The sequence below is a fragment of the Arcobacter sp. LA11 genome (assembly GCF_001895145.1).
In the GTDB taxonomy this organism is placed as follows: Bacteria; Campylobacterota; Campylobacteria; order Campylobacterales; family Arcobacteraceae; genus Halarcobacter.
Genome location: NZ_BDIR01000005.1, coordinates 154,791 through 173,430 on the forward strand (window position 1 = coordinate 154,791; position 18,640 = coordinate 173,430).

General features: G+C 27.7%; 21 protein-coding genes. 10 read left to right on the top strand and 11 right to left on the bottom strand.

Features of this window, described 5'->3' with window-relative positions:
• The first annotated feature begins 141 nt into the window (after window positions 1-141).
• Genes tatB through BT997_RS06730 form a run of 4 tightly spaced genes read left to right on the top strand, consistent with a single transcriptional unit; the run spans window position 142 to window position 3,144 of the window.
• Window positions 142-612, top strand: coding sequence for a Sec-independent protein translocase protein TatB (gene tatB, locus BT997_RS06715; protein ID WP_072680684.1), 471 nt, complete (start codon window positions 142-144; stop codon window positions 610-612).
• On the top strand, window positions 612-1,346 hold the full coding sequence (gene tatC, locus BT997_RS06720; RefSeq protein ID WP_072680685.1) for a twin-arginine translocase subunit TatC: 735 nt from the start codon (window positions 612-614) through the stop codon (window positions 1,344-1,346). The genes tatB and tatC overlap by 1 nt, the downstream gene beginning before the upstream one ends.
• Window positions 1,327-2,373, top strand: coding sequence for a tRNA preQ1(34) S-adenosylmethionine ribosyltransferase-isomerase QueA (queA, locus tag BT997_RS06725; RefSeq protein WP_072680686.1), 1,047 nt, complete (start codon window positions 1,327-1,329; stop codon window positions 2,371-2,373). The genes tatC and queA overlap by 20 nt, the downstream gene beginning before the upstream one ends.
• A gap of 27 nt (window positions 2,374-2,400) precedes the next feature.
• A complete protein-coding gene (locus BT997_RS06730; RefSeq protein ID WP_072680687.1) occupies window positions 2,401-3,144 on the top strand; it encodes an exonuclease domain-containing protein in 744 nt (247 codons plus the stop codon).
• Between the two features lie 53 nt (window positions 3,145-3,197).
• On the opposite strand, the gene BT997_RS06735 is transcribed toward BT997_RS06730, so the two are convergent.
• Window positions 3,198-3,644 carry a cache domain-containing protein gene (locus BT997_RS06735; RefSeq protein ID WP_072680688.1) on the bottom strand — a complete coding sequence of 149 codons (447 nt, stop codon included), beginning with the start codon at window positions 3,642-3,644 and terminating at the stop codon, window positions 3,198-3,200.
• 183 nt (window positions 3,645-3,827) lie between these two features.
• On the opposite strand from BT997_RS06735, the gene BT997_RS06740 reads away from it, so the two are divergent.
• The gene (locus BT997_RS06740; RefSeq protein WP_072680689.1) at window positions 3,828-5,162 is read left to right on the top strand and encodes a sodium-dependent transporter; all 1,335 of its coding nucleotides are present in this window, start codon (window positions 3,828-3,830) and stop codon (window positions 5,160-5,162) included.
• Window positions 5,162-6,499 (top strand): sodium-dependent transporter, encoded by a 1,338-nt coding sequence (locus BT997_RS06745; RefSeq protein ID WP_072680690.1) that lies wholly within the window; start codon window positions 5,162-5,164, stop codon window positions 6,497-6,499. Before BT997_RS06740 ends, BT997_RS06745 begins: the two co-directional genes overlap by 1 nt.
• Before the next feature lie 14 nt (window positions 6,500-6,513).
• On the opposite strand, the gene BT997_RS06750 is transcribed toward BT997_RS06745, so the two are convergent.
• The 7 genes from BT997_RS06750 to BT997_RS06780 all read right to left on the bottom strand — a co-directional run bounded on the left by BT997_RS06750 (window position 6,514) and on the right by BT997_RS06780 (window position 11,833).
• Window positions 6,514-7,236 (bottom strand): glycerophosphodiester phosphodiesterase family protein, encoded by a 723-nt coding sequence (locus BT997_RS06750; RefSeq protein WP_083568525.1) that lies wholly within the window; start codon window positions 7,234-7,236, stop codon window positions 6,514-6,516.
• Between the two features lie 30 nt (window positions 7,237-7,266).
• Window positions 7,267-7,884 (bottom strand): CatB-related O-acetyltransferase, encoded by a 618-nt coding sequence (locus tag BT997_RS06755; RefSeq protein WP_083568527.1) that lies wholly within the window; start codon window positions 7,882-7,884, stop codon window positions 7,267-7,269.
• A 12-nt stretch (window positions 7,885-7,896) separates the two neighbouring features.
• A complete protein-coding gene (locus BT997_RS06760; protein WP_072680691.1) occupies window positions 7,897-8,988 on the bottom strand; it encodes a CDP-glycerol glycerophosphotransferase family protein in 1,092 nt (363 codons plus the stop codon).
• Window positions 8,989-8,997: 9 nt separating this feature from the next.
• Window positions 8,998-9,390, bottom strand: coding sequence for an adenylyltransferase/cytidyltransferase family protein (locus tag BT997_RS06765; protein ID WP_072680692.1), 393 nt, complete (start codon window positions 9,388-9,390; stop codon window positions 8,998-9,000).
• A gap of 251 nt (window positions 9,391-9,641) precedes the next feature.
• On the bottom strand, window positions 9,642-10,940 hold the full coding sequence (locus tag BT997_RS06770) for a DEAD/DEAH box helicase (RefSeq protein WP_307190051.1): 1,299 nt from the start codon (window positions 10,938-10,940) through the stop codon (window positions 9,642-9,644).
• A gap of 9 nt (window positions 10,941-10,949) precedes the next feature.
• Window positions 10,950-11,273: a hypothetical protein gene (locus BT997_RS06775; protein ID WP_072680693.1), complete on the bottom strand. Its 324-nt coding sequence runs from the start codon at window positions 11,271-11,273 to the stop codon at window positions 10,950-10,952.
• Between the two features lie 53 nt (window positions 11,274-11,326).
• A complete protein-coding gene (locus tag BT997_RS06780) occupies window positions 11,327-11,833 on the bottom strand; it encodes a YgjP-like metallopeptidase domain-containing protein (RefSeq protein ID WP_072680694.1) in 507 nt (168 codons plus the stop codon).
• A gap of 77 nt (window positions 11,834-11,910) precedes the next feature.
• Here BT997_RS06780 and BT997_RS06785 point away from each other — a divergent pair, with 77 nt between their 5' ends.
• From BT997_RS06785 to cas5a, 3 genes are all read left to right on the top strand, one after another.
• Window positions 11,911-12,603 carry a DUF2461 domain-containing protein gene (locus tag BT997_RS06785; protein WP_072680695.1) on the top strand — a complete coding sequence of 231 codons (693 nt, stop codon included), beginning with the start codon at window positions 11,911-11,913 and terminating at the stop codon, window positions 12,601-12,603.
• A 109-nt stretch (window positions 12,604-12,712) separates the two neighbouring features.
• Window positions 12,713-13,111 (top strand): PAS domain-containing protein, encoded by a 399-nt coding sequence (locus BT997_RS06790; protein WP_072680696.1) that lies wholly within the window; start codon window positions 12,713-12,715, stop codon window positions 13,109-13,111.
• An 8-nt stretch (window positions 13,112-13,119) separates the two neighbouring features.
• A complete protein-coding gene (cas5a, locus tag BT997_RS06795) occupies window positions 13,120-15,027 on the top strand; it encodes a type I-A CRISPR-associated protein Cas5a (protein ID WP_072680697.1) in 1,908 nt (635 codons plus the stop codon).
• Window positions 15,028-15,040: 13 nt separating this feature from the next.
• Here cas5a and BT997_RS06800 read toward each other — a convergent pair whose 3' ends face one another.
• Complete coding sequence (locus tag BT997_RS06800) at window positions 15,041-15,586, bottom strand: M15 family metallopeptidase (protein ID WP_083568587.1); 546 nt, start codon at window positions 15,584-15,586, stop codon at window positions 15,041-15,043.
• A gap of 176 nt (window positions 15,587-15,762) precedes the next feature.
• On the opposite strand from BT997_RS06800, the gene BT997_RS06805 reads away from it, so the two are divergent.
• The gene (locus tag BT997_RS06805; protein ID WP_072680698.1) at window positions 15,763-16,920 is read left to right on the top strand and encodes a murein transglycosylase domain-containing protein; all 1,158 of its coding nucleotides are present in this window, start codon (window positions 15,763-15,765) and stop codon (window positions 16,918-16,920) included.
• Between the two features lie 3 nt (window positions 16,921-16,923).
• On the opposite strand, the gene BT997_RS06810 is transcribed toward BT997_RS06805, so the two are convergent.
• The gene (locus tag BT997_RS06810; RefSeq protein WP_072680699.1) at window positions 16,924-17,670 is read right to left on the bottom strand and encodes an ion transporter; all 747 of its coding nucleotides are present in this window, start codon (window positions 17,668-17,670) and stop codon (window positions 16,924-16,926) included.
• A complete protein-coding gene (locus BT997_RS06815) occupies window positions 17,667-18,197 on the bottom strand; it encodes a 3'-5' exonuclease (protein ID WP_072680700.1) in 531 nt (176 codons plus the stop codon). The genes BT997_RS06810 and BT997_RS06815 overlap by 4 nt, the downstream gene beginning before the upstream one ends.
• Window positions 18,198-18,640: the final 443 nt, after the last annotated feature.

The window sequence follows — 18,640 nt, forward strand, 5'->3', positions numbered from 1 at the left end:
AAATATTATAATTTATTATTAAATAAAATAATATTAATATTGACAGAAAAATAGAAAAATTATTATCATTTATCGTAATAACTCAACTTTTATTAAATATTAGGTAAAATCTTTTCCTTTAAATAGATAATGGAGTAGCAAATGTTTGGAATGGGTTTTATGGAAATATTTTTAATTGCCATCGTAGCAATTATTGCATTGGGACCTGAGAAACTACCAACTGCCATGGTAGAAATAGCTAAATTTCTTAAAAAATTTAAATCTGGTGTTGAAGATGCAAAGTCTACACTTGATAATGAACTAAATATAACTGAAATGAAAGCTGAGGCGGCTAAATATAAAGCACAGATTGAAGATGCTAAATCAACACTTAATATAAAAGAGAACATGGATCTGAACTTAGACAATATTATAAACGACGAAAAAGAGACTGATAATACTAATGATGAAAAACCAAAAGAAGAAAAAGTTTCTCTAAAAAAACCAAAAAAGAAAAAGAAAAAAGAAGAAAAAATCGAAGAAGCAGTAGAAGAAAAACCAAAAGAAGAATCTAGTGCTGATAAAATGAATAAATTTAAAGTAGACTTCGATGAGTTAGAGGATGACAAATAATGCTTGAAGATTTAAAACCCCATATAGCAGATCTTAGAAAAAGGTTAATGACTTCAGGTGCAGCTTTAATTGTTGCATTTTTTGCATGTTTTTTCTTTTATGAACCTATTTTAGAATGGATGATGTTGCCGGCAAAAGCTATATTACCAGCAGGTTCATCAATGGTTGCTATTGAAATTCAAGAGACATTCTTTACAGCACTTAAAGTTGCTTTTTTCTCTGGTTTTATAGTTTCATTACCTGTAACATTTTGGCAATTATGGTTATTTTTAGCACCTGGTTTATATGAGCATGAAAAAAAGCTTGTAATTCCTTTTGTATTTTTTGCAACATTAATGTTTTTAATTGGTTCAAGTTTTGCATACTATGTAGTTGTACCATATGGATTTGATTTTTTAATTAACTTTGGTTCTACAGTTGTTACTGTTTTCCCAAGTATTGGTAAATATGTGGGATTTTTTACAAAGCTATTATTTGGTTTTGGAGTTGCATTTGAATTACCAGTAATTACATTTTTCTTAGCAAAAATTGGACTAGTTGATGATAAAATGTTAAAAGACTTCTTTAAATATGCAATCGTACTTATTTTTATCATGGCGTCATTATTAACTCCTCCAGATGTAATAACACAATTTTTAATGGCTGGTCCATTAATTTTACTTTATATAGTTTCAATTTATATTGCAAAAGTATTTAATCCAGCAGCTCCTATAGATGAAGACGACGAAGAATAATATAAAATTAGACCCACTTAAAACTTCTAGCTATGACTACTTTTTACCAAAAGAGCTCATAGCTACACACCCAGTAAGTCCTGCTGATAGTGCTAAACTTCTAGTTTATAATAGACAAACGGATACTATTACTCATTCTACATTTAAAAATCTTATGGATTTTTTACCAGATAACTTATCTATTTTTTTAAATGATACAAAAGTTATAAAAGCAAGAATTTTTGGACAAAAAGAATCAGGTGGAAAAGTAGAAGTATTTTTCAATAAACCTTTATTTATGGATAGATACTTAGTTATGACTAGAGGAAGAGTTAAACTAGGTACAGAAATATTTTTTGATAAAAATCTAACAGCAACAGTAATTGAATTAAACGAAGATGGAAGCAGAATCGTACAATTTTTCCAAAATGGGAAAAAACTAGACTTTTTATCTTTAATAGAAATACTAAATGAAATAGGACACTTGCCTCTTCCTCCATACATGAATAGAGAAGATGAAGAAAAAGACAATCAAGATTATCAAACACTGTTTGCAAAAAACTATGGAGCAGTTGCAGCTCCTACAGCATCTTTACACTTTACAGAAGAGTTACTAGAAAAAATAAACAATAAATATCCAGTAAACTATTTAACTCTTCATGTTGGAGCAGGAACATTTAAACCAGTTGATGCAGAAGAAATTTTAGAACACCCAATGCACAGTGAGTATTTTGAAATAGGAATAGAAGCAAAAAAAGCTTTAGATCAAGCAAGAAAAACTCTTGCAGTAGGAACAACAGTTACAAGAACAGTTGAATACTACGCAAGAACAAATATGATACAAGGTGAATGTGATTTATTTTTAAATCCATCTAATAAACCAATAAAAGTAGACCATCTACTTACAAACTTTCACCTACCAAAATCTACACTTATAATGCTTATTGCATCATTTGTAGGTTTAGAAAAAACTTTAGAGATATATGAAGAAGCTATAAAAGAAAAATACAGATTTTACTCTTATGGTGACGGAATGTTGATTATTTAATTTGAACTAATAAAAAGGAAAACTAATATGCCACATTATGTACTTTTTGATACAGAAACAACAGGAAATAAAGAAGATGATAAAGTAATACAATTTGGAGCTATGATTGTAGACCAAAAAGGAAAAGTAGAAGCTTATGATGAGTTTTGTTCAACAGATGTAGAAATAAAACTTGAAGCAATGGAAGTTCATAATATTACGCCACATATGATAGAAGGGAAGCCTCTTGCAACAGAAACTACCTTTTATAATAAACTTGAAGAATTAAATAATTCTGAAAACTATCTAATAGCACACAATATATCTTTTGATATGGGAATGATAGAAAAAGAAGGTTTTGTAAACTCTTATCAACTAATTGATACATTAAGATGCGCAAAACATCTATTTCCTGAAATGCCTTATCATAGATTACAGTATTTAAGATATGCACTTAAACTTTATGAAACAGAAGAAGCAGAAGCAGCAAAACACAATATAACTATTAAAGCTCATGATGCGATTGGTGATGTACTTGTTATGAAACTATTTTTATCAAAACTTGTAAGTAAATGTAGAGAAATTTATCCTGATTATAATCCAATGGAAAAATTAGTTGACTTAACAAAAACACCTGTTTTAATCAAAACATTTAAATTTGGTAAACATAAAGGTAAAGAGATAGCTGAAGTAGCACGTGAAGATTCTGGATATTTAAACTGGATGAAAAATAATATGGATTTAGACGAAGATTTAAAATATACTTTAGATAAAGTTACTTCAAATTCTTAATAGATTTAATTATTTAGAAGTATGTTAATTAAAACATACTTCTAAAAGCTTTATTATTTATAAAACCCAGTTCCTATGAACATATCTCCATCTATTCTTTTGATATATGATCTTTTATCTGCGATTTTTTTCTTAATTGGGTGTGACCATTTGTAATCTAACCAACCTTCACCATCAGTTTTAGCGATTTTAATTAATTCTTGAATTAACATTAACCCAGATGCATCTTTTAATTTATATAAATTCTTTCCAACAAGTTTTGGATTAGAACCTAGTGCTTGATTAACACCATTAAAATCGTAAGCAAACATATACAACTCACCTTTAATAAAAGCTCCATCTTTGTTATTAAATTCTTTTAAACAAGCTTCATTTCCTTTTTCTTTACAAAGCTTAACACCGTCTTCAACAAAAGCTTGTACTTCTGCTACTGTTGCTGCATAAGAAAACGATACTCCAAGTACTAATACCGCACATAATTTTGATAATCTAGATAACATTGTCTACCCCTTTTTAGTTATTTAATAAAATTATAACACATAAACATGACATTTATGTGAGTTTTTGAAAATTATTTTAAATATATATAATTAATTTAGATATAAAAGTTTTATTTAAATTTCATATTAGTTTCATTTTATTATTGTATAATTTCAAAAAATTACATTTAAAAAAGGATTCTTGTGAATAAATTTTCACGAATTGGTTTTATCTTAGCAGCAGCAGGTTCGGCTGTTGGATTAGGTAACATATGGAGATTTCCATATATTACAGGAGAGTATGGTGGTGGAGCATTTATTATTGTGTATCTACTTGCTATTTTATTTATTGGTTTAACAGTATTCTTAGCAGAAGCTGTTATAGGACAAAATGGTCAATCTGATGTTTCTACTTCATTTATATCACTTTCAAAATCAAAAAATGAAAACTGGAAATTTGCTGGATTTATGGTAGCTGCAGGACTAATCATCTTATCATTCTATTCTGTTGTTTTAGGATGGATTTTAGATTATGTTATTACATCATTTTCATCGCTACCTACAGAAGCAAGTGTAGCAGGTGCAAATTTTGAAAAACTAATTTCAGATGATATAGGTTCATTACTTGTTTATCATACATTAATTGCAGGAACTGTAATATTTATTGTTTTAAAAGGGATTAAAGAAGGTATCGAAAAGATAAACTTAATTCTAATGCCTTTATTAGGATTAATTCTTTTTGGTTTACTAATTTATGCCCTATCTTTAGACTCATTTTCTCAAGCAGTATCTTTTATGTTTACACCTGATTTTTCTAAAATTGATAGTCATGCACTTTTAGCTGCGCTTGGACAAGCATTCTTTACTCTATCTCTTGGAGTAGGTACAATTTTAACTTATTCAGCTTCATTACCAAAAGAAGCAAACTTCGTTAAGTCATCTGTTATGGTTGCAATTGTTGATACATCAATTGCACTTATTGCAGGTCTTATTATTTTTACTTTCCTTTTTACAGCTGGGGCAGAAAGTGCAGCAGGACCCGGTCTTGTATTTATTTCACTTCCTGTAATTTTTTCTGGATGGGGAGTATTAGGACACGTTATTGCAATATCTTTCTTTGTAGCTTTAGTTTTTGCGGGTATTACATCTGCTGTTTCTATGATAGAACCAGCTTTAAGATTCTTTATTGAAAGATTTAATATTTCAAGAAGAAGTGCAACAATAATTTGTGGAGGAACATTTTACGTTCTAGGTATTGTTGCTTTATTGTCTATGTCAAAATCATTTGGTGCAGAACTTACATTCTTTGGAAAAAATGCATTTGATATCATGGATTTCATGTCATCATCTTTAATGATGCCAATTGCAGCAATTATGATTTGTATATTCCTAGGATATTTTGTTGATAAAAAAGTTTTAGAAGAAAAATTTACAACACATACAAGTCAAACAATATTTAACATTTGGTATTTTCTAATAAGATATTTAGTTCCAGTAGCGATTATCGTATTATTATTAAATAAACTAGGAGCAATATAATGACAGCAGGTTTTTCAAGAATAGGATTTATTTTAGCAGCTGCTGGTTCGGCTGTAGGTCTTGGTAATATTTGGAAATTTCCATATGTAACTGGAGAAAATGGTGGAGGTGCATTTGTAATTTTATATTTAATTGCTATTGCATTTATTGGTCTTTCAATCTTTATTGCTGAATCATATATTGGTAAAGAATCAAGAGCAAATGCGGCAGCAGGTTATCAAGCTATTTCTAAATCAAATAATAAAAATTGGAGATGGGCAGGATTTCAAATCTTTGCAGGTATTATAATTCTTTCTTTTTATGCATTTATTATTGGATGGATTATTGATTATCTAATTATATCTGTTACAGGGCTTCCGGCAACAATTAAAGAGGCAGAAGATACATTTACTAATCTTATTACTCATAAAATTGGAACACAAATTTTATTTCATACAATTGTTGTAGCAACTATGATTTTTATTGCATTAAAAGGTGTAAAAAATGGTATTGAGAAATTAAACTTAATTCTAATGCCTCTACTTGCACTTATTTTATTTGGTCTACTAATGTATTCAATGACATTGGATTCTTTTGGCAAAGCAATTGATTTTATGTTTATGCCTGATTGGTCAAAAGTAACTGTAGATTCAGTTCTTGCAGCAGTAGGACAAGCATTCTTCACATTATCACTTGGTATGGGTATTATTATTACATATTCAGCTTCTATGGCAAAAGATGCAAACTTTATCAAATCATCTGTATTTGTTGCAATAGTTGATACATCTGTTGCACTTATTGCAGGTGTAATTATATTCTCATTCCTTTTTGCTGCAGGGGCAAAAAGTACAGCAGGACCAGGATTAGTATTTATCTCATTACCACTAATTTTTGCAGGCTGGGGAGTATTTGGACAAATTATTGCAGTTGCATTCTTTTGTGCACTTCTATTTGCAGGTATTACATCAGCTGTATCATTATTAGAACCATCAGTTAGATATTTAGTTGAAAAATTTGACATGAGTAGAGTTAAAGCTATATTTTTAGCTTCTGGATTTTTATACATTTTAGGAATACTTGCTCTTTTATCTATGAGTGCAGATTATGGTGAAGCATTGACATTCTTAGGAAAAAATTTATTTGACCACATGGATTATTTAACATCTTCTGTAGCGCTTCCTATTTCAGGATTTGTAACTTGTATCTTCTTAGGATATTTTGTTGATAAAAGTGAGTTAAAAGCTAAATTTACTTCTCAAACAAATGTAATGGTATTTAATATTTGGCTTGTATTAGTTAGATATATTGTACCAGTTGCAATTGCACTTCTATTTTTAAATAAACTAGAAATAATCTAAATAAAAAAGATAGGTTAACTCCTATCTTTTTTTATCTTTATATTTTCAAAAATAATATTATCTACAATATGTCTTGCTTTTCTTAGTTTCTTTTTACTATCAATAGTCCACGAAACTAATGGTTTATTAAAAAACCTACAAAAATTAACTAAAAATGTATCTAAAAGTTTATAATCTAAAGAGATAAAATCTGGTTTTGAAGTAAATAGTCTATATAAAAAAACTATTTTATAAAATTTTATTTGAAATTTTTTTAAATCACCAAAAATCAAACCTCTTTTTATATCTGGCTTATTTTGTTTAAACCAATTTATAACTTCAACATTAAATGAACAAACTGCAAAATGGCCTTTATAATTTTCTAATTCTTTTGATAACAACTCTTCAAATAAGCCTACTGTTCCATAGTTTTTCACTTCAATCAGTACAGGAACTTGTCCATTTATAAGTTCTAAAACTTCACTTAGCAAAGGGATTTTTTCTGAAGTATGATAAAGATTAAATTTCTTTAAGTTTGAATAAGCTTGATTTGCAATTTTTTTCTTTGAAGCACAAATTCTAAGTAGATTTTTATCATGAAATACTACAACTTGATTATCTTTAGTAATTCTAATATCAAGCTCAATTGCATAGTTTTTTTCTAATGCTTTTTTAAATGCAAGATTAGAGTTTTCAGGGATAGTAAATCCCATATGTAAACCTCTATGAGCTATAGGGTATTGTATTAACCAATCCATTTATTCTCTTTTTTTGGATTGATTATACATTTATTTTGATTCAAGTTCTTCTAATGCTTTTTCAATATCATCAAATGAAATATCTTTTAAATCCTCTACAGGCATATCCCACCACTTTACTTTTTCTAATCTTTTTATAATTTCTTCATCAAATCTATATTTTAAAACTTTTGCAGGGACTCCACCTACAATTGCATAAGGAGGAACATCTTTAACAACAACTGAACCACCTGCAACAATAGCTCCATTGCCAATTGTTAATCCTCTTTTTACAACAGCTAATGAACCAACCCATACATCATTTCCAAAAACTGTCTCTTTTGGTCTCTCTATCTTTTTTTGTTCAAAATCTTCTATATAATCTGGAAAATGAAGTTTTAAATTGTATTGAATAGCAGAAGAGCTAAGCCAAGTAGTTGGATGATCAAAAGCACCTAATTCACAATTCTTTCCTATAGAGCAATATTTACCCATCTTTGTTCCAGGGAAAAGAGTAGTACCACTATTAATAAATGTATAGTTACCTACATTACAAGAATGTTTTACATTTGCAGTACCAACTAATCTTACAGGAGCATTTAGAACTGTATTTTTACCAACTTTTGCATCTTTTGATATATAGTTAATATCTTTTTTCTCTTTTACCATAAATTCCCTTTTCTATTTTTTTAAATTTTTTACTTTTTTATTTCTAATCTTAATATACTCAGAAATTTTATTTATAAAAATTTTTGTACTTTCACCTTTTTTATAATTTCCTAAATAATATTCTTTAACTTTTTTTCTTGCTTTTTTATTTGTATCATTTAAAATTTCATCTTCCATAATCTCAATAAAATTTTCAAAGTTTTTTCTATCAATTGTTTTAAAAGCTTTTCTTAGTTCGTTTATACTTTGATCTTCTAAAACCTCCATATATGCTGCAGGTTTGTTTGTATATAAATAATCAATCATCACTGAAGTATTATCAAAAAAAGCAAAATCAACTAAAGTGAAAACATCATTGATATCATCTTCACCCATATAATAAGCATTTGAAGATTGACTTATTATCTGTAAAATCTCGTTATTTGCACTTAAGGCATCTTCATCTCTTGTTCCAAGAGCTGAGTGTGGTTTGTAAATCAGAATATTGTTCTTATTTTTTAAAATTTCTTTTACTAAAGTTACTCCATATAAAGGAACAGAAGTATAATTCATACTAGGGTGAGTTGCCTCCCAAGTTGGAGCATATAAAATAACTCTTTGTTTTTTATTCTTTTTTATTTCTAGTTGATTAATAAAATCAAGTTGAGGACGACCTACTTTTATAAATTTTTCAGAGTTAAAATTCAATAAATATTCAGCATATCTATCTACACCTCTTTGTCCAACAGTAAAAATATAATCATAAGCTTGAGATTGATTAGATCTCATTGACTCTTTTTCACTCTCCCCATGATTTAAATGAATATGATAACCTCTACTATATCTAAGTGCTTGAAAATTTTTAAGTGAATTATTTATATACAAAGTAATAGAAAATTCATTTTCTTGATACAGTTCAATTAAATTTGTAAAATCTTGTATATATACAACTTCAAAAACTTGCTCTTTGATAAAATGTAAATATACTTCATAATCAGTAATTACATACAACAGTTTGTGTTTTTTATTTAGTTCTTCAAAAGGCTTTTGCCATTGTTTGATTTGATAGTATGAATTTATACCACCACAAAAATAGGCAACTATCTCACAATTTTTATAATTCAAATTTGACTCTTATAATGTTTTAATTTTTTCTATTATTTCAGTAGTTGAAATATCAGGTGTCCTTGGTAAGTACATAACTTCGCAAATATCGTTAAACTCATCAAACTTACCTGCCCAATCACATCCCATAATTAAACAATCAGCTTTATGTTTTAGAATATACTCTCTTTTCAACTCTAAAGACTCTTCTAAAAAGACATCATCAACAAAGTTTAATGAAGATATTATATCCATTCTCTCTTTTTCTGAAAAAACAGGATTTCTACCTTTCTTCTTGTAATTTAACGCATCAGAAGAGACACCAACAATAAGTTCATCTGCATGATTAGCAGCTCTTTCTAAAATTTTCAAATGACCGTAATGAAATACATCAAATGTCCCAAAAGTCAAAATTCTTTTCATTCACTCTCCCAATTTAATTTTTATAAATAAAACTATAAAAATGGAATTATAATCAAAAAAAATGTAATATAAAGGGATTTACATTTATATTACTTTTATTTGAATTTTTCAAAAACATTTCATTTTTTATAGAGAAAGCTTATAAAAAATATATGATTGTATACTTAAAAATAAAATCGTAAATTATAAATTAATCTAATTTTTAGGAAGAAGTTTTGTATAAGTTTTTATTATAAAAGAAGCTTTTAGAACTATTTTCTAAAGCTTCTTTTAGCATCTCTTTTTGTAGTTTTTTTAGATTTTGCACCACTTTTTTTAGGAGCATCTTCTCTTGCAGTTTGTTTCTTTTTATAGTGACCTTTTTTTTCACTCAAAGTCATTTTCTTTTTCATAGGTTTTTGTCTAGGTTGTCTATCTTTTAAAGGAAAATCTTCATGTATTTCTCTTTTTACATTTAGTCTTAAATCTCTTTCAATCTTGCTAAAATGGTTATAGTCCTCAACTGTAAGCATACTTATTACAGTTCCTTTATTTCCAGCACGTCCAGTTCTCCCTACTCTATGAGTAAACTCATCAGTCGCTTCAGGAAGAGTATAATTTATAACTAAAGGAAGTTCTTTAATATCAAGTCCACGTGCAGCAATATCAGTAGCAACTAAAACTTTTACTTTCTTACTTCTAAAGTCCTTGATAGCTTGTACTCTGTTTTTATATTCTACATCACCATGAATAGCAGCTATTTTAATTCCTTGAGATCTAAAGTATTCAAAAGCTGCATTTGCACTATCTTTTTTATTTACGAAAAGTAACACTTGTTCATGTTTAGTTGTTTTCAAAATATGAGCAACAAGTTCTTTTTTTCTTTTTACATCTACTTTAAAAGCTTCATGTTTAATAATATCAACTCTATCTCGTCTATCATGAATTTGAACAGTTACAGGGTCTCTTAAAAACTCTTTTGCAAGTTTCCTAATATTTTGAGAAACTGTTGCTGAACACATTACTATTTGTCTATAAGGAGAACATAAAGAGAAGATAGTTTCAATCTCTTTTATAAAGCCCATCTCAAGCATAGTATCTGCTTCATCTAAAACAATAAAATTAACAGAACTTAAATCAATAAGTTCATCACGTTCTAAATCAAGTAATCTTCCAGCAGTAGCAACAACAATATCAATTCCACCACTTAAAGTTTCACCTTGCTTTGTTCTGCTAGTTCCACCCATGATTTTAGTATGTTTTACTTTTAAATGTTTTCCATACTCAGAAAGTGATTTAGATACTTGTTCTACAAGCTCACGTGTTGGAACTAAAATAAGTCCTCTTAACACTCTATTGTTAAAGTTTAGGTCATTGTTAACTTTATTTAACATAGGCAATACGTATGAAGCTGTCTTACCAGTACCTGATTTAGAAGCTGCAATTACATCTATCTTTTTATTTATAATAGGTATTACTTTTCTTTGTACTGCTGTTGGATTTTCATAACCTTGGTCTTCAATTGCTTTGTTTATTGAAGAATGAAAATTAAATTCTATAAATTTTTTGATAGGATTCCTTTAAAATATGCTTGCCATTTCATCATCTAAGTAAGCATCTATTTTTTCAATCAGTTTTTCAAATGAAATTTTACCTTCTTTATTAAATAAAACAACCTCTTCTCCAAATTCATCTTTTATATGATGTTCTGTTTTTAACACTTTTTCATATAAATCTTGAATATCTTCGGGTGAATCATCTTTGTTGTATAAAAACCAATTTGCTGTTGTATCATCTAATCTAATAAGACCATATGTTTTTTCATCATCTATATAATCTTGTATAGTTCCATTTTCAAACTCTACACCAACAACAATATCATTTTCGTTTAATATCATTTCCATTAATAAAAACCTTTAAAACTGTTTATAATTTCGCGATGATAGCGTGTTTTTGATTAAAAGTAAAGCTTTCCAAACTTATCAACATAAGTAAGATAGATTCTCAAATCTAATTCATATTGGTGATATGATGGTTCCATATAAGTACAAAGTTTATAAAAAGCTTTATCATGACTTTTTTCTTTTATATGTGATAGCTCATGAACAATAATCATTCGTAAAAACTCTTCTGGACAATTTTTAAACATAGAAGCTACTCTAATCTCATTTTTACTTTTTAACTTTCCACCTTGAACTCGTGAGATAAAGGTGTGTAAACCAAGTGCATCATTGATAACATTTATCTTTCCATCATAAATTACTTTACTAAGAGGAAGTGATTTTTTTAAAAAATTATTTTTTAAATCAATCGTATAATCATACAAAGCTTTATCGCTTTTTATATCATGAGATTTTGGATAATTTTTCAGTAAATATTTGTCTAATTTTTTGTCACTTATTAGTTGTTGTACTTGCGTTTTGATATGAGAAGGATAATGTTCTAAATATTTTAATGACTTCATAGCTGCAATTTTATCATAATATATAATTTTTTTGTTAAAATTTGTAGAAATAAAAGCTTAAGAAAAAGAGAAAAAATATGCAATTTGATGGATTTAAAGAAGAAGCCCTAACATTTTTAAATGAAATAGAACATAATAACAACAAAGTATGGTTTGAAGCAAATAGACACAGATGGGAAAAAATAATACTTGAACCAAATAAAGCCTATGTAGAAGAAATGGGGGAACACCTTATAGCTTTAGCTCCATTTATAAAAGCTCAACCAAAAGCAGGAGGTTCTTTATTTAAAATATATAGAGATACTAGATTTTCACATGATAAAACACCAATAAAAATCAAAATAGGAATTATGTTTTGGCAAGGAGTTCTACATAGAATGAAATGTCCATGTTTTTATATGCAATACAAAGAAAAAGAAGTATTTTTAGGTACAGGGATAAGAGTATTTAAAGAAGAGCTTCTTAAAAACTATAGAGAGTATATAAAAGTTGAAAAAAATGCAAAAGCCTTACACGATATTATTGAAGATTTAAAACAAAAAGGTATTACTATTCCTGAACCTCATTATAAAAGAATTCCAGCAGGATTTGATAAAGAAAATAAATATGCCTATCTTGCAAAATATAATGGTATGTTCGTAAACAAAACTTTTAAGCCAAATAAAACTTTCCATTCTAAGAAAATAATAAACTACAACTTCAAATTCTATGACTCAACATTAGAGCTTTTTAATTGGCTTGATGAGTTTATAAAAAGTATAAAAAAGTAATTATTTTTACAAATTCCTTATTTTTATACATTAATATAATGAAAAATAATTATTTTTAAGTTATTAGTTACTATAATCAATATATTATTAATTTAAAGAAAGGCTTAAAATGTCTATTGATTTAGGGATAAATGAAGTTAAACTGGACCCGACAAGTATGATAGTTACTGAAACAAATGAAAAAGGCATTATCCAATATGCTAGTAAAGACTTTTGTAAAATCTCAGGATTTTCAAAAGAAGAACTTATTGGACAACCTCACAATATGATTAGGCATAATTTTATGCCAAAAGCCGCCTTTGCTGACCTTTGGAGTACTATTCAATCTGGCAAAAAATGGGTAGGTATAGTAATAAATAGAACTAAAGATGGTGGTTACTACTGGGTAAAAGCAATTGTTTTCCCTTCAAAATATGTTGATGGAAGTACCAAATATATCTCTGTTAGGGTTATGCCTTCACAAAAAGAGATTGATGCTGTGCTTGAATTATATCCAACAATGGATTAGGAGAAAAAATGTTTAAAAATACTAGAATCGGAACAAAAATATTTATTTCATCATCAATTGGAATACTTGCTTTAATAATCATAATAGGAACAACACTTGGTGGTTTACATAAGATTAGACTTGAAATCAATGAAATTGATAATTATTTAGTGCCTATAAATACAATAATCACTGAATTAGAAAGAGATATATTAAAAGAAGAAATTTTAGCATATCAACTTGTTATTGCAGGGAAAGATGTAAAATCAAAAAAATATATTGATTTAGAAAAAAAAATAGAAGAACTTGAACATGAAACAGAAAAAGTCATAAAGAAAACTAGAGTTTTACTTTTAGATGCTGAAAAAAATACTATTTCAGATGAAATAAAAAAAGACTACCAAACATTATTAAAAATTTTAACAAGGTTAGAAAAAAAGCAAAAAGAATTTGAAGTCTCAATAAAAAAGTTTGAAACGCATTTAAAAGAAGGTGATCTCTCACACTATGATGAAGAGTTAAACGAAATTAAATCTGAATTAATACAAATGGAACATGATACAGAAGAGATGATAAAAAATGCTAATAGAGCTTTAGCATATGTTGTTCATCAAAGTGAAGAACATGAAGAACAATTAGAAAATTTACTTTGGATAATTAGTGTTATAACTTTTATTATTGTAATAATATCAGCGTTAATACTTATAAGAAATATTAAAAGTTCTATTAATATTTTCAATAAAAACTTATTACATTTTTTTAGATTTTTAGATAGAGAGACAAATGAACTTGAACTAGCAAAAAATACTACGCAAGATGAATTAGGAGAAATGAATAAATTATTAAGAAGTAAGATGGAAAAAATTCAAGATGAAATGGAATCTGATTTGGGTGCATTTGGTGAAATCATGAGTTTTAGTGAAAAAATGGCAGATGGACAATTTACTTCAAGAATTATATTAAAAGCTGCTAACCCTAGAATAAATCACGTAGTAGGTGCTTTAAATGATTTAGCAAAAATTTTACAAAAAAACAATGATGAGATTTTAAAAATACTAAAAGAGTATAAAGAGTATAAATACGTAAATAGAATAGATGATAATGGTCTAGGAGGATATTTAAAATCAATTGCAGAAGGAACAAACTTCTTAGGCGATGCAATTTGTCAAATGCTAACTGAAAACAAGAAAAATGGACTTACTCTTACAAATTCTAGTAATAATTTACTTGAAAATGTAAATACTTTAAATATGAACTCAAATGATGCAGCGGCAAGACTTGAAGAAACAGCAGCTGCAGCAGAACAAGTTGCAAGTAACATAGCAAGTAATACTGAAAATGTAGTTCAAATGGCTTCTTATGCAAATATGTTAACAACAGCAGCTAAAGATGGTGAAAGACTAGCAGAAGAAACTACTTCAGCAATGAATACAATTGATGAACAAGTTACTGCAATTAGTGAAGCTATTTCAGTAATTGATCAAATTGCATTTCAAACAAATATCTTATCATTAAATGCAGCAGTTGAAGCAGCAACAGCAGGTGAAGCAGGAAAAGGTTTTGCAGTTGTTGCCCAAGAAGTAAGAAACCTAGCAGCAAGAAGTGCAGAAGCAGCAAATGAAATCAAAGCTTTAGTAGAAAATGCAACTTCAAAAGCAACAGATGGTAAAAATATTTCAGAAAAAATGATTAAAGGATACAATGGTCTTAATGAAAACATCTCTAATACTATTGAATTGATTAATCAAGTTGAATCATCTAGTAAAGAACAAAAAGTCGGAGTAGAACAAATCAATGACTCTATTAATTCTTTAGATGCACAAACTCAGAAAAATGCAGCAATTGCAGCACAAGCAAATGATACAGCAAAAGAATCAAATGCACTAGCACAATTGATTCTTGAAAAAGCAGAAGAAAAAGAATTTATAGAAAAATAAACTATTTGGTGTACTATTCTCTTTTATCAAAATGTTGATAATCTTTTATAGTACGCCAATCTCCTCCCCAAACCCATCTATATTTTTTAAATACTTTTACAATATAATCATCTTTTAAAATCATTGATTTATCATTTGGATTATCTAAATTTATATGAGCTCTCTTTTCATATTTTAGTGACTCTTTATGGGATATATTTCCAGTTTTTGAGATATATGGATTTTGAATAGGATTTATATCAATAGCTTTACCATAAGCATGTCTTGACCATTTTGTAGTACCTTCAATATTTCTACAGTTATATGCAGAAGTATTATTTGCTTCTATTGAATCAAAATCATTTCCTTTGTAGTTTGAAACTAATTCCATTTTATATATAGGGTATTTCGTTTCATATAGTTTTTTAAAAATATCAACTATCTCAATAGAGACATCTTTATGAACTATTAGCTCCCCTATTTTTGTATTACCTTCAAAATCTATATAACTTAGGTTTAAATATCTTAAATTATTTAGTTCTATAGGACAATCTTTTTTATAAGAGTTTCCTTCAATCATCCGCTTTTTTATTTCTGTTGTTATATTTGTTATTTTATAATTATACTCTGCAAATAATATTGAAGAAAATAAAAATATTGTAAATAAAACTTTGATTTTTTTTCCTTTTTGATTTTTTATCTTTAAAAAATAACATAATATTGCATTAGTTATATACTTTTGATAAAATAACTTCAATGAAGAAAAAAATATTTACTCTTGGACTAATTTTTACACTAACTGGATGTGGTATAAATGATGCCATAAATATCACCACAGCAGTAATAAGTAAAAACCCATCAGCAGCTTTCAAATCTATTGCTCAATCAAAAGCCCTAGGATATACTATAAATCCAAAACGTCTATCGAATGACTTAGAGTTTATTAGCTCTTTACTTGATGATATAACTTCTGTATGGGGAGAAGGCAATGAAAAACTGCCAAAAGAAAAAGAGTATGTAAAATATATGCAAAACTACAAAAGTAGAGCTTTGATTGATTTTGATAAAGGTATTGTAACTGTTGAGACAATCGATACAAAAAATACCAGACGTAGTTTAACAAATGCAATTATCACAACCCTTCTTCTACCTGATGACCCAAGAGCTGTTGATTTGTTTGGAACAAGTGAAGTTAAACTGGGTGCCACTCCTTATTTACTAGGAGAGATAAAAGATGATAAAAACGAAAATATAAGATACGAATGGAGAGCAAATAGATTTGCCGAGATTCTAATAAATAAACAATTAAAAGAAAAAACAATTAAAAAAGAGGGAAAAAATCTTACTGTATATTACGTAAATATCCCTATGGTTAAAGACCATGCCTCAATAAGAGTCGCAAAGTTTCAACCATTAGTAAATAAATATGCAAGAAAATTTAATGTCAGTAAAAATTTAATCAATGCAATAATAAAAACAGAAAGTAACTTTAATCAATTTGCAATAAGCAGTGCTGGGGCTTTAGGACTTATGCAAATAGTTCCAACAAGTGCAGGAAGAGACGCATACAAACATACTAAAGGCTCAAGCTGGACACCATCAAAAGAATATCTCTTTGATGCAAAAAACAATATAGAACTAGGAAGTGCCTATATTCAACTTCTGAATTCAAAATATTTAAACGGAATATATAATCAAGTTTCTAAAGAGTATTGTGTAATTAGTGCTTACAATACTGGAAGTGGAAATGTTTTAAAAACATTCTCTACAGACAATAAAAAAGCAAAAGATTTGATAAATAGAAAAACACCCTCAGAAGTTTATAATACACTAAAAAATAAACTTCCTTATAAAGAAACAAGAAGATATTTACAAAAAGTAATAAACTATAAAAAAGAGTTTGTAAACTTATAAAATCTACTCTTTTCGTTTTTTCTTTCTATCATTCATCTTTTCTAAAAGTGCAGAAGTAAAAATACTTCCTGGTATTGCATATAAAGCAATTCCTAAAAAACTTACAATCGCAGTTAATACTCTACCTACTGCAGTTATTGGATACATATCACCATAACCAACTGTTGTAAAAGTTATAACAGCCCACCACATAGTTGTTAACATACTTGAAAATACTTCTGGTTGAACTTCTTTTTCAAAATGATACACAATAGGAGTTAGAGTTAAAACTACTACAGATAAACCTACAAAAATAAATATAAATTCTTCTTTTTTCTCTTTTAAAATACTAAATAAAAGATTATCAAACTCTGCATATTTTACTACTCTAAAAAGCTTAAATATTCTTATAATTCTTAATGCCCTTAAGAATCCTAAATCTAAGTTCAATAGTGACAAATAATATGGAAGTATTACAATCAAGTCAATAATCATAAAAGGTGTAAAAGCAAACTTGAACCGGCTTCTTTTATGATGATAATTTATACTATAAAGTCTTAGTACATATTCAAGGGTGAAAAGCATTACATTTATAGTATTTATAATATCAAATATCCCAAAGTAATCAGATAATGCTTTTTCTGTTTGTAAAAACATAATTATAATACTAACTATAATATTTAGAAAAATTAGTGAGTGTACTAATATTCCATATGCATGACTAGCTGGGTGTTCAAATATTGTATAAAGATGTTTTTTCAAATCTTTCATTGCCCTACTTTTTTACTCATTCGGTTCAATATCTCATAAGTTTTACTAACATCATAAGTTGCACTGTGGTAAGAATTTGGATCAAACTCAATACCATAATAGAAGCAAGTTTCATCTAGCTTTGGATTTTTAACATTTCCTCTTACATTTAAAGCTTTTACTATATGTTTATTCTCTTTCATAGTACAAAAATGATTTTCAAATTCTGCTATTTTATATAAATGTCGTAGCTCAAAACTTATATTATGAGCAATAAGTGTTTTTGCATCTTTACAAAAATCTACAAATTCTAAATCTTCACTAAAATAAGAACTATACGTAGCACCAGCCCTATGAGCTAGTATTTTTTCAGGAGTTAACTTATGAACTGCATAAGAGTATGGATTTACAGAATACCTAGATAAATAATATCTATGAAATTTATCCACTACTTTGTATTTAGTATCTTCTAACACCACTTTAACAGCAGCAACTTCTATAACATCATGTTCATTTGTTGTATTTGTTTCAAAATCTAATATAATCATTTGGAATTATATTGCAGTTTTGCTAAATATAGAACATTTATTATTTTACTTTAAATTTTATTTATTAGGCTATACTGATTGTATAATCCGAGAAAAGGAGACACAATGTCAAAAGGAAAAGACGTAAAAAAGGCAGCTAAAACAGCACCTGCAAAATCAATGAAAGAAAAAAGAGCTGAAAAAAAAGCAAAAAAAGCTTCAAAATAATATACAAATAAAAAGATTAAAAAGGAAATACTATCGCTAAAACAAACTATTCTTATGAAAAACGTGCAAAAGAACTAGAAAAACAAAAGAAAAAAGAAGAAAAACGTAAAAAGAAATTAGCTCAAAAAGCTGAAGGAACAGAAGAAGAAAATACAGAAAATCAGACAGAATCTGATTCATAAAATACTTGTATAAATGGGTTCTTTTTAGTTTAATACTTTAAAACCCATTCTTTT

Bases quoted from the DNA above. Each gene is read 5' to 3' on its own strand.
- cas5a (WP_072680697.1), top strand. From the start codon at position 13,120: ATGTTTAAAAATACTAGAATCGGAACAAAAATATTTATTTCATCATCA.
- BT997_RS06755 (WP_083568527.1), bottom strand. From the start codon at position 7,884: ATGGTAAAAGAGAAAAAAGATATTAACTATATATCAAAAGATGCAAAA.
- BT997_RS06790 (WP_072680696.1), top strand. From the start codon at position 12,713: ATGTCTATTGATTTAGGGATAAATGAAGTTAAACTGGACCCGACAAGT.
- BT997_RS06735 (WP_072680688.1), bottom strand. From the start codon at position 3,644: ATGTTATCTAGATTATCAAAATTATGTGCGGTATTAGTACTTGGAGTA.
- queA (WP_072680686.1), top strand. From the start codon at position 1,327: ATGAAGACGACGAAGAATAATATAAAATTAGACCCACTTAAAACTTCT.
- BT997_RS06800 (WP_083568587.1), bottom strand. From the start codon at position 15,586: ATGATTGAAGGAAACTCTTATAAAAAAGATTGTCCTATAGAACTAAAT.
- BT997_RS06785 (WP_072680695.1), top strand. From the start codon at position 11,911: ATGCAATTTGATGGATTTAAAGAAGAAGCCCTAACATTTTTAAATGAA.
- BT997_RS06765 (WP_072680692.1), bottom strand. From the start codon at position 9,390: ATGAAAAGAATTTTGACTTTTGGGACATTTGATGTATTTCATTACGGT.
- tatC (WP_072680685.1), top strand. From the start codon at position 612: ATGCTTGAAGATTTAAAACCCCATATAGCAGATCTTAGAAAAAGGTTA.
- BT997_RS06805 (WP_072680698.1), top strand. From the start codon at position 15,763: ATGAAGAAAAAAATATTTACTCTTGGACTAATTTTTACACTAACTGGA.
- BT997_RS06815 (WP_072680700.1), bottom strand. From the start codon at position 18,197: ATGATTATATTAGATTTTGAAACAAATACAACAAATGAACATGATGTT.
- BT997_RS06730 (WP_072680687.1), top strand. From the start codon at position 2,401: ATGCCACATTATGTACTTTTTGATACAGAAACAACAGGAAATAAAGAA.
- BT997_RS06780 (WP_072680694.1), bottom strand. From the start codon at position 11,833: ATGAAGTCATTAAAATATTTAGAACATTATCCTTCTCATATCAAAACG.
- BT997_RS06775 (WP_072680693.1), bottom strand. From the start codon at position 11,273: ATGGAAATGATATTAAACGAAAATGATATTGTTGTTGGTGTAGAGTTT.
- tatB (WP_072680684.1), top strand. From the start codon at position 142: ATGTTTGGAATGGGTTTTATGGAAATATTTTTAATTGCCATCGTAGCA.
- BT997_RS06810 (WP_072680699.1), bottom strand. From the start codon at position 17,670: ATGAAAGATTTGAAAAAACATCTTTATACAATATTTGAACACCCAGCT.
- BT997_RS06745 (WP_072680690.1), top strand. From the start codon at position 5,162: ATGACAGCAGGTTTTTCAAGAATAGGATTTATTTTAGCAGCTGCTGGT.
- BT997_RS06750 (WP_083568525.1), bottom strand. From the start codon at position 7,236: ATGGATTGGTTAATACAATACCCTATAGCTCATAGAGGTTTACATATG.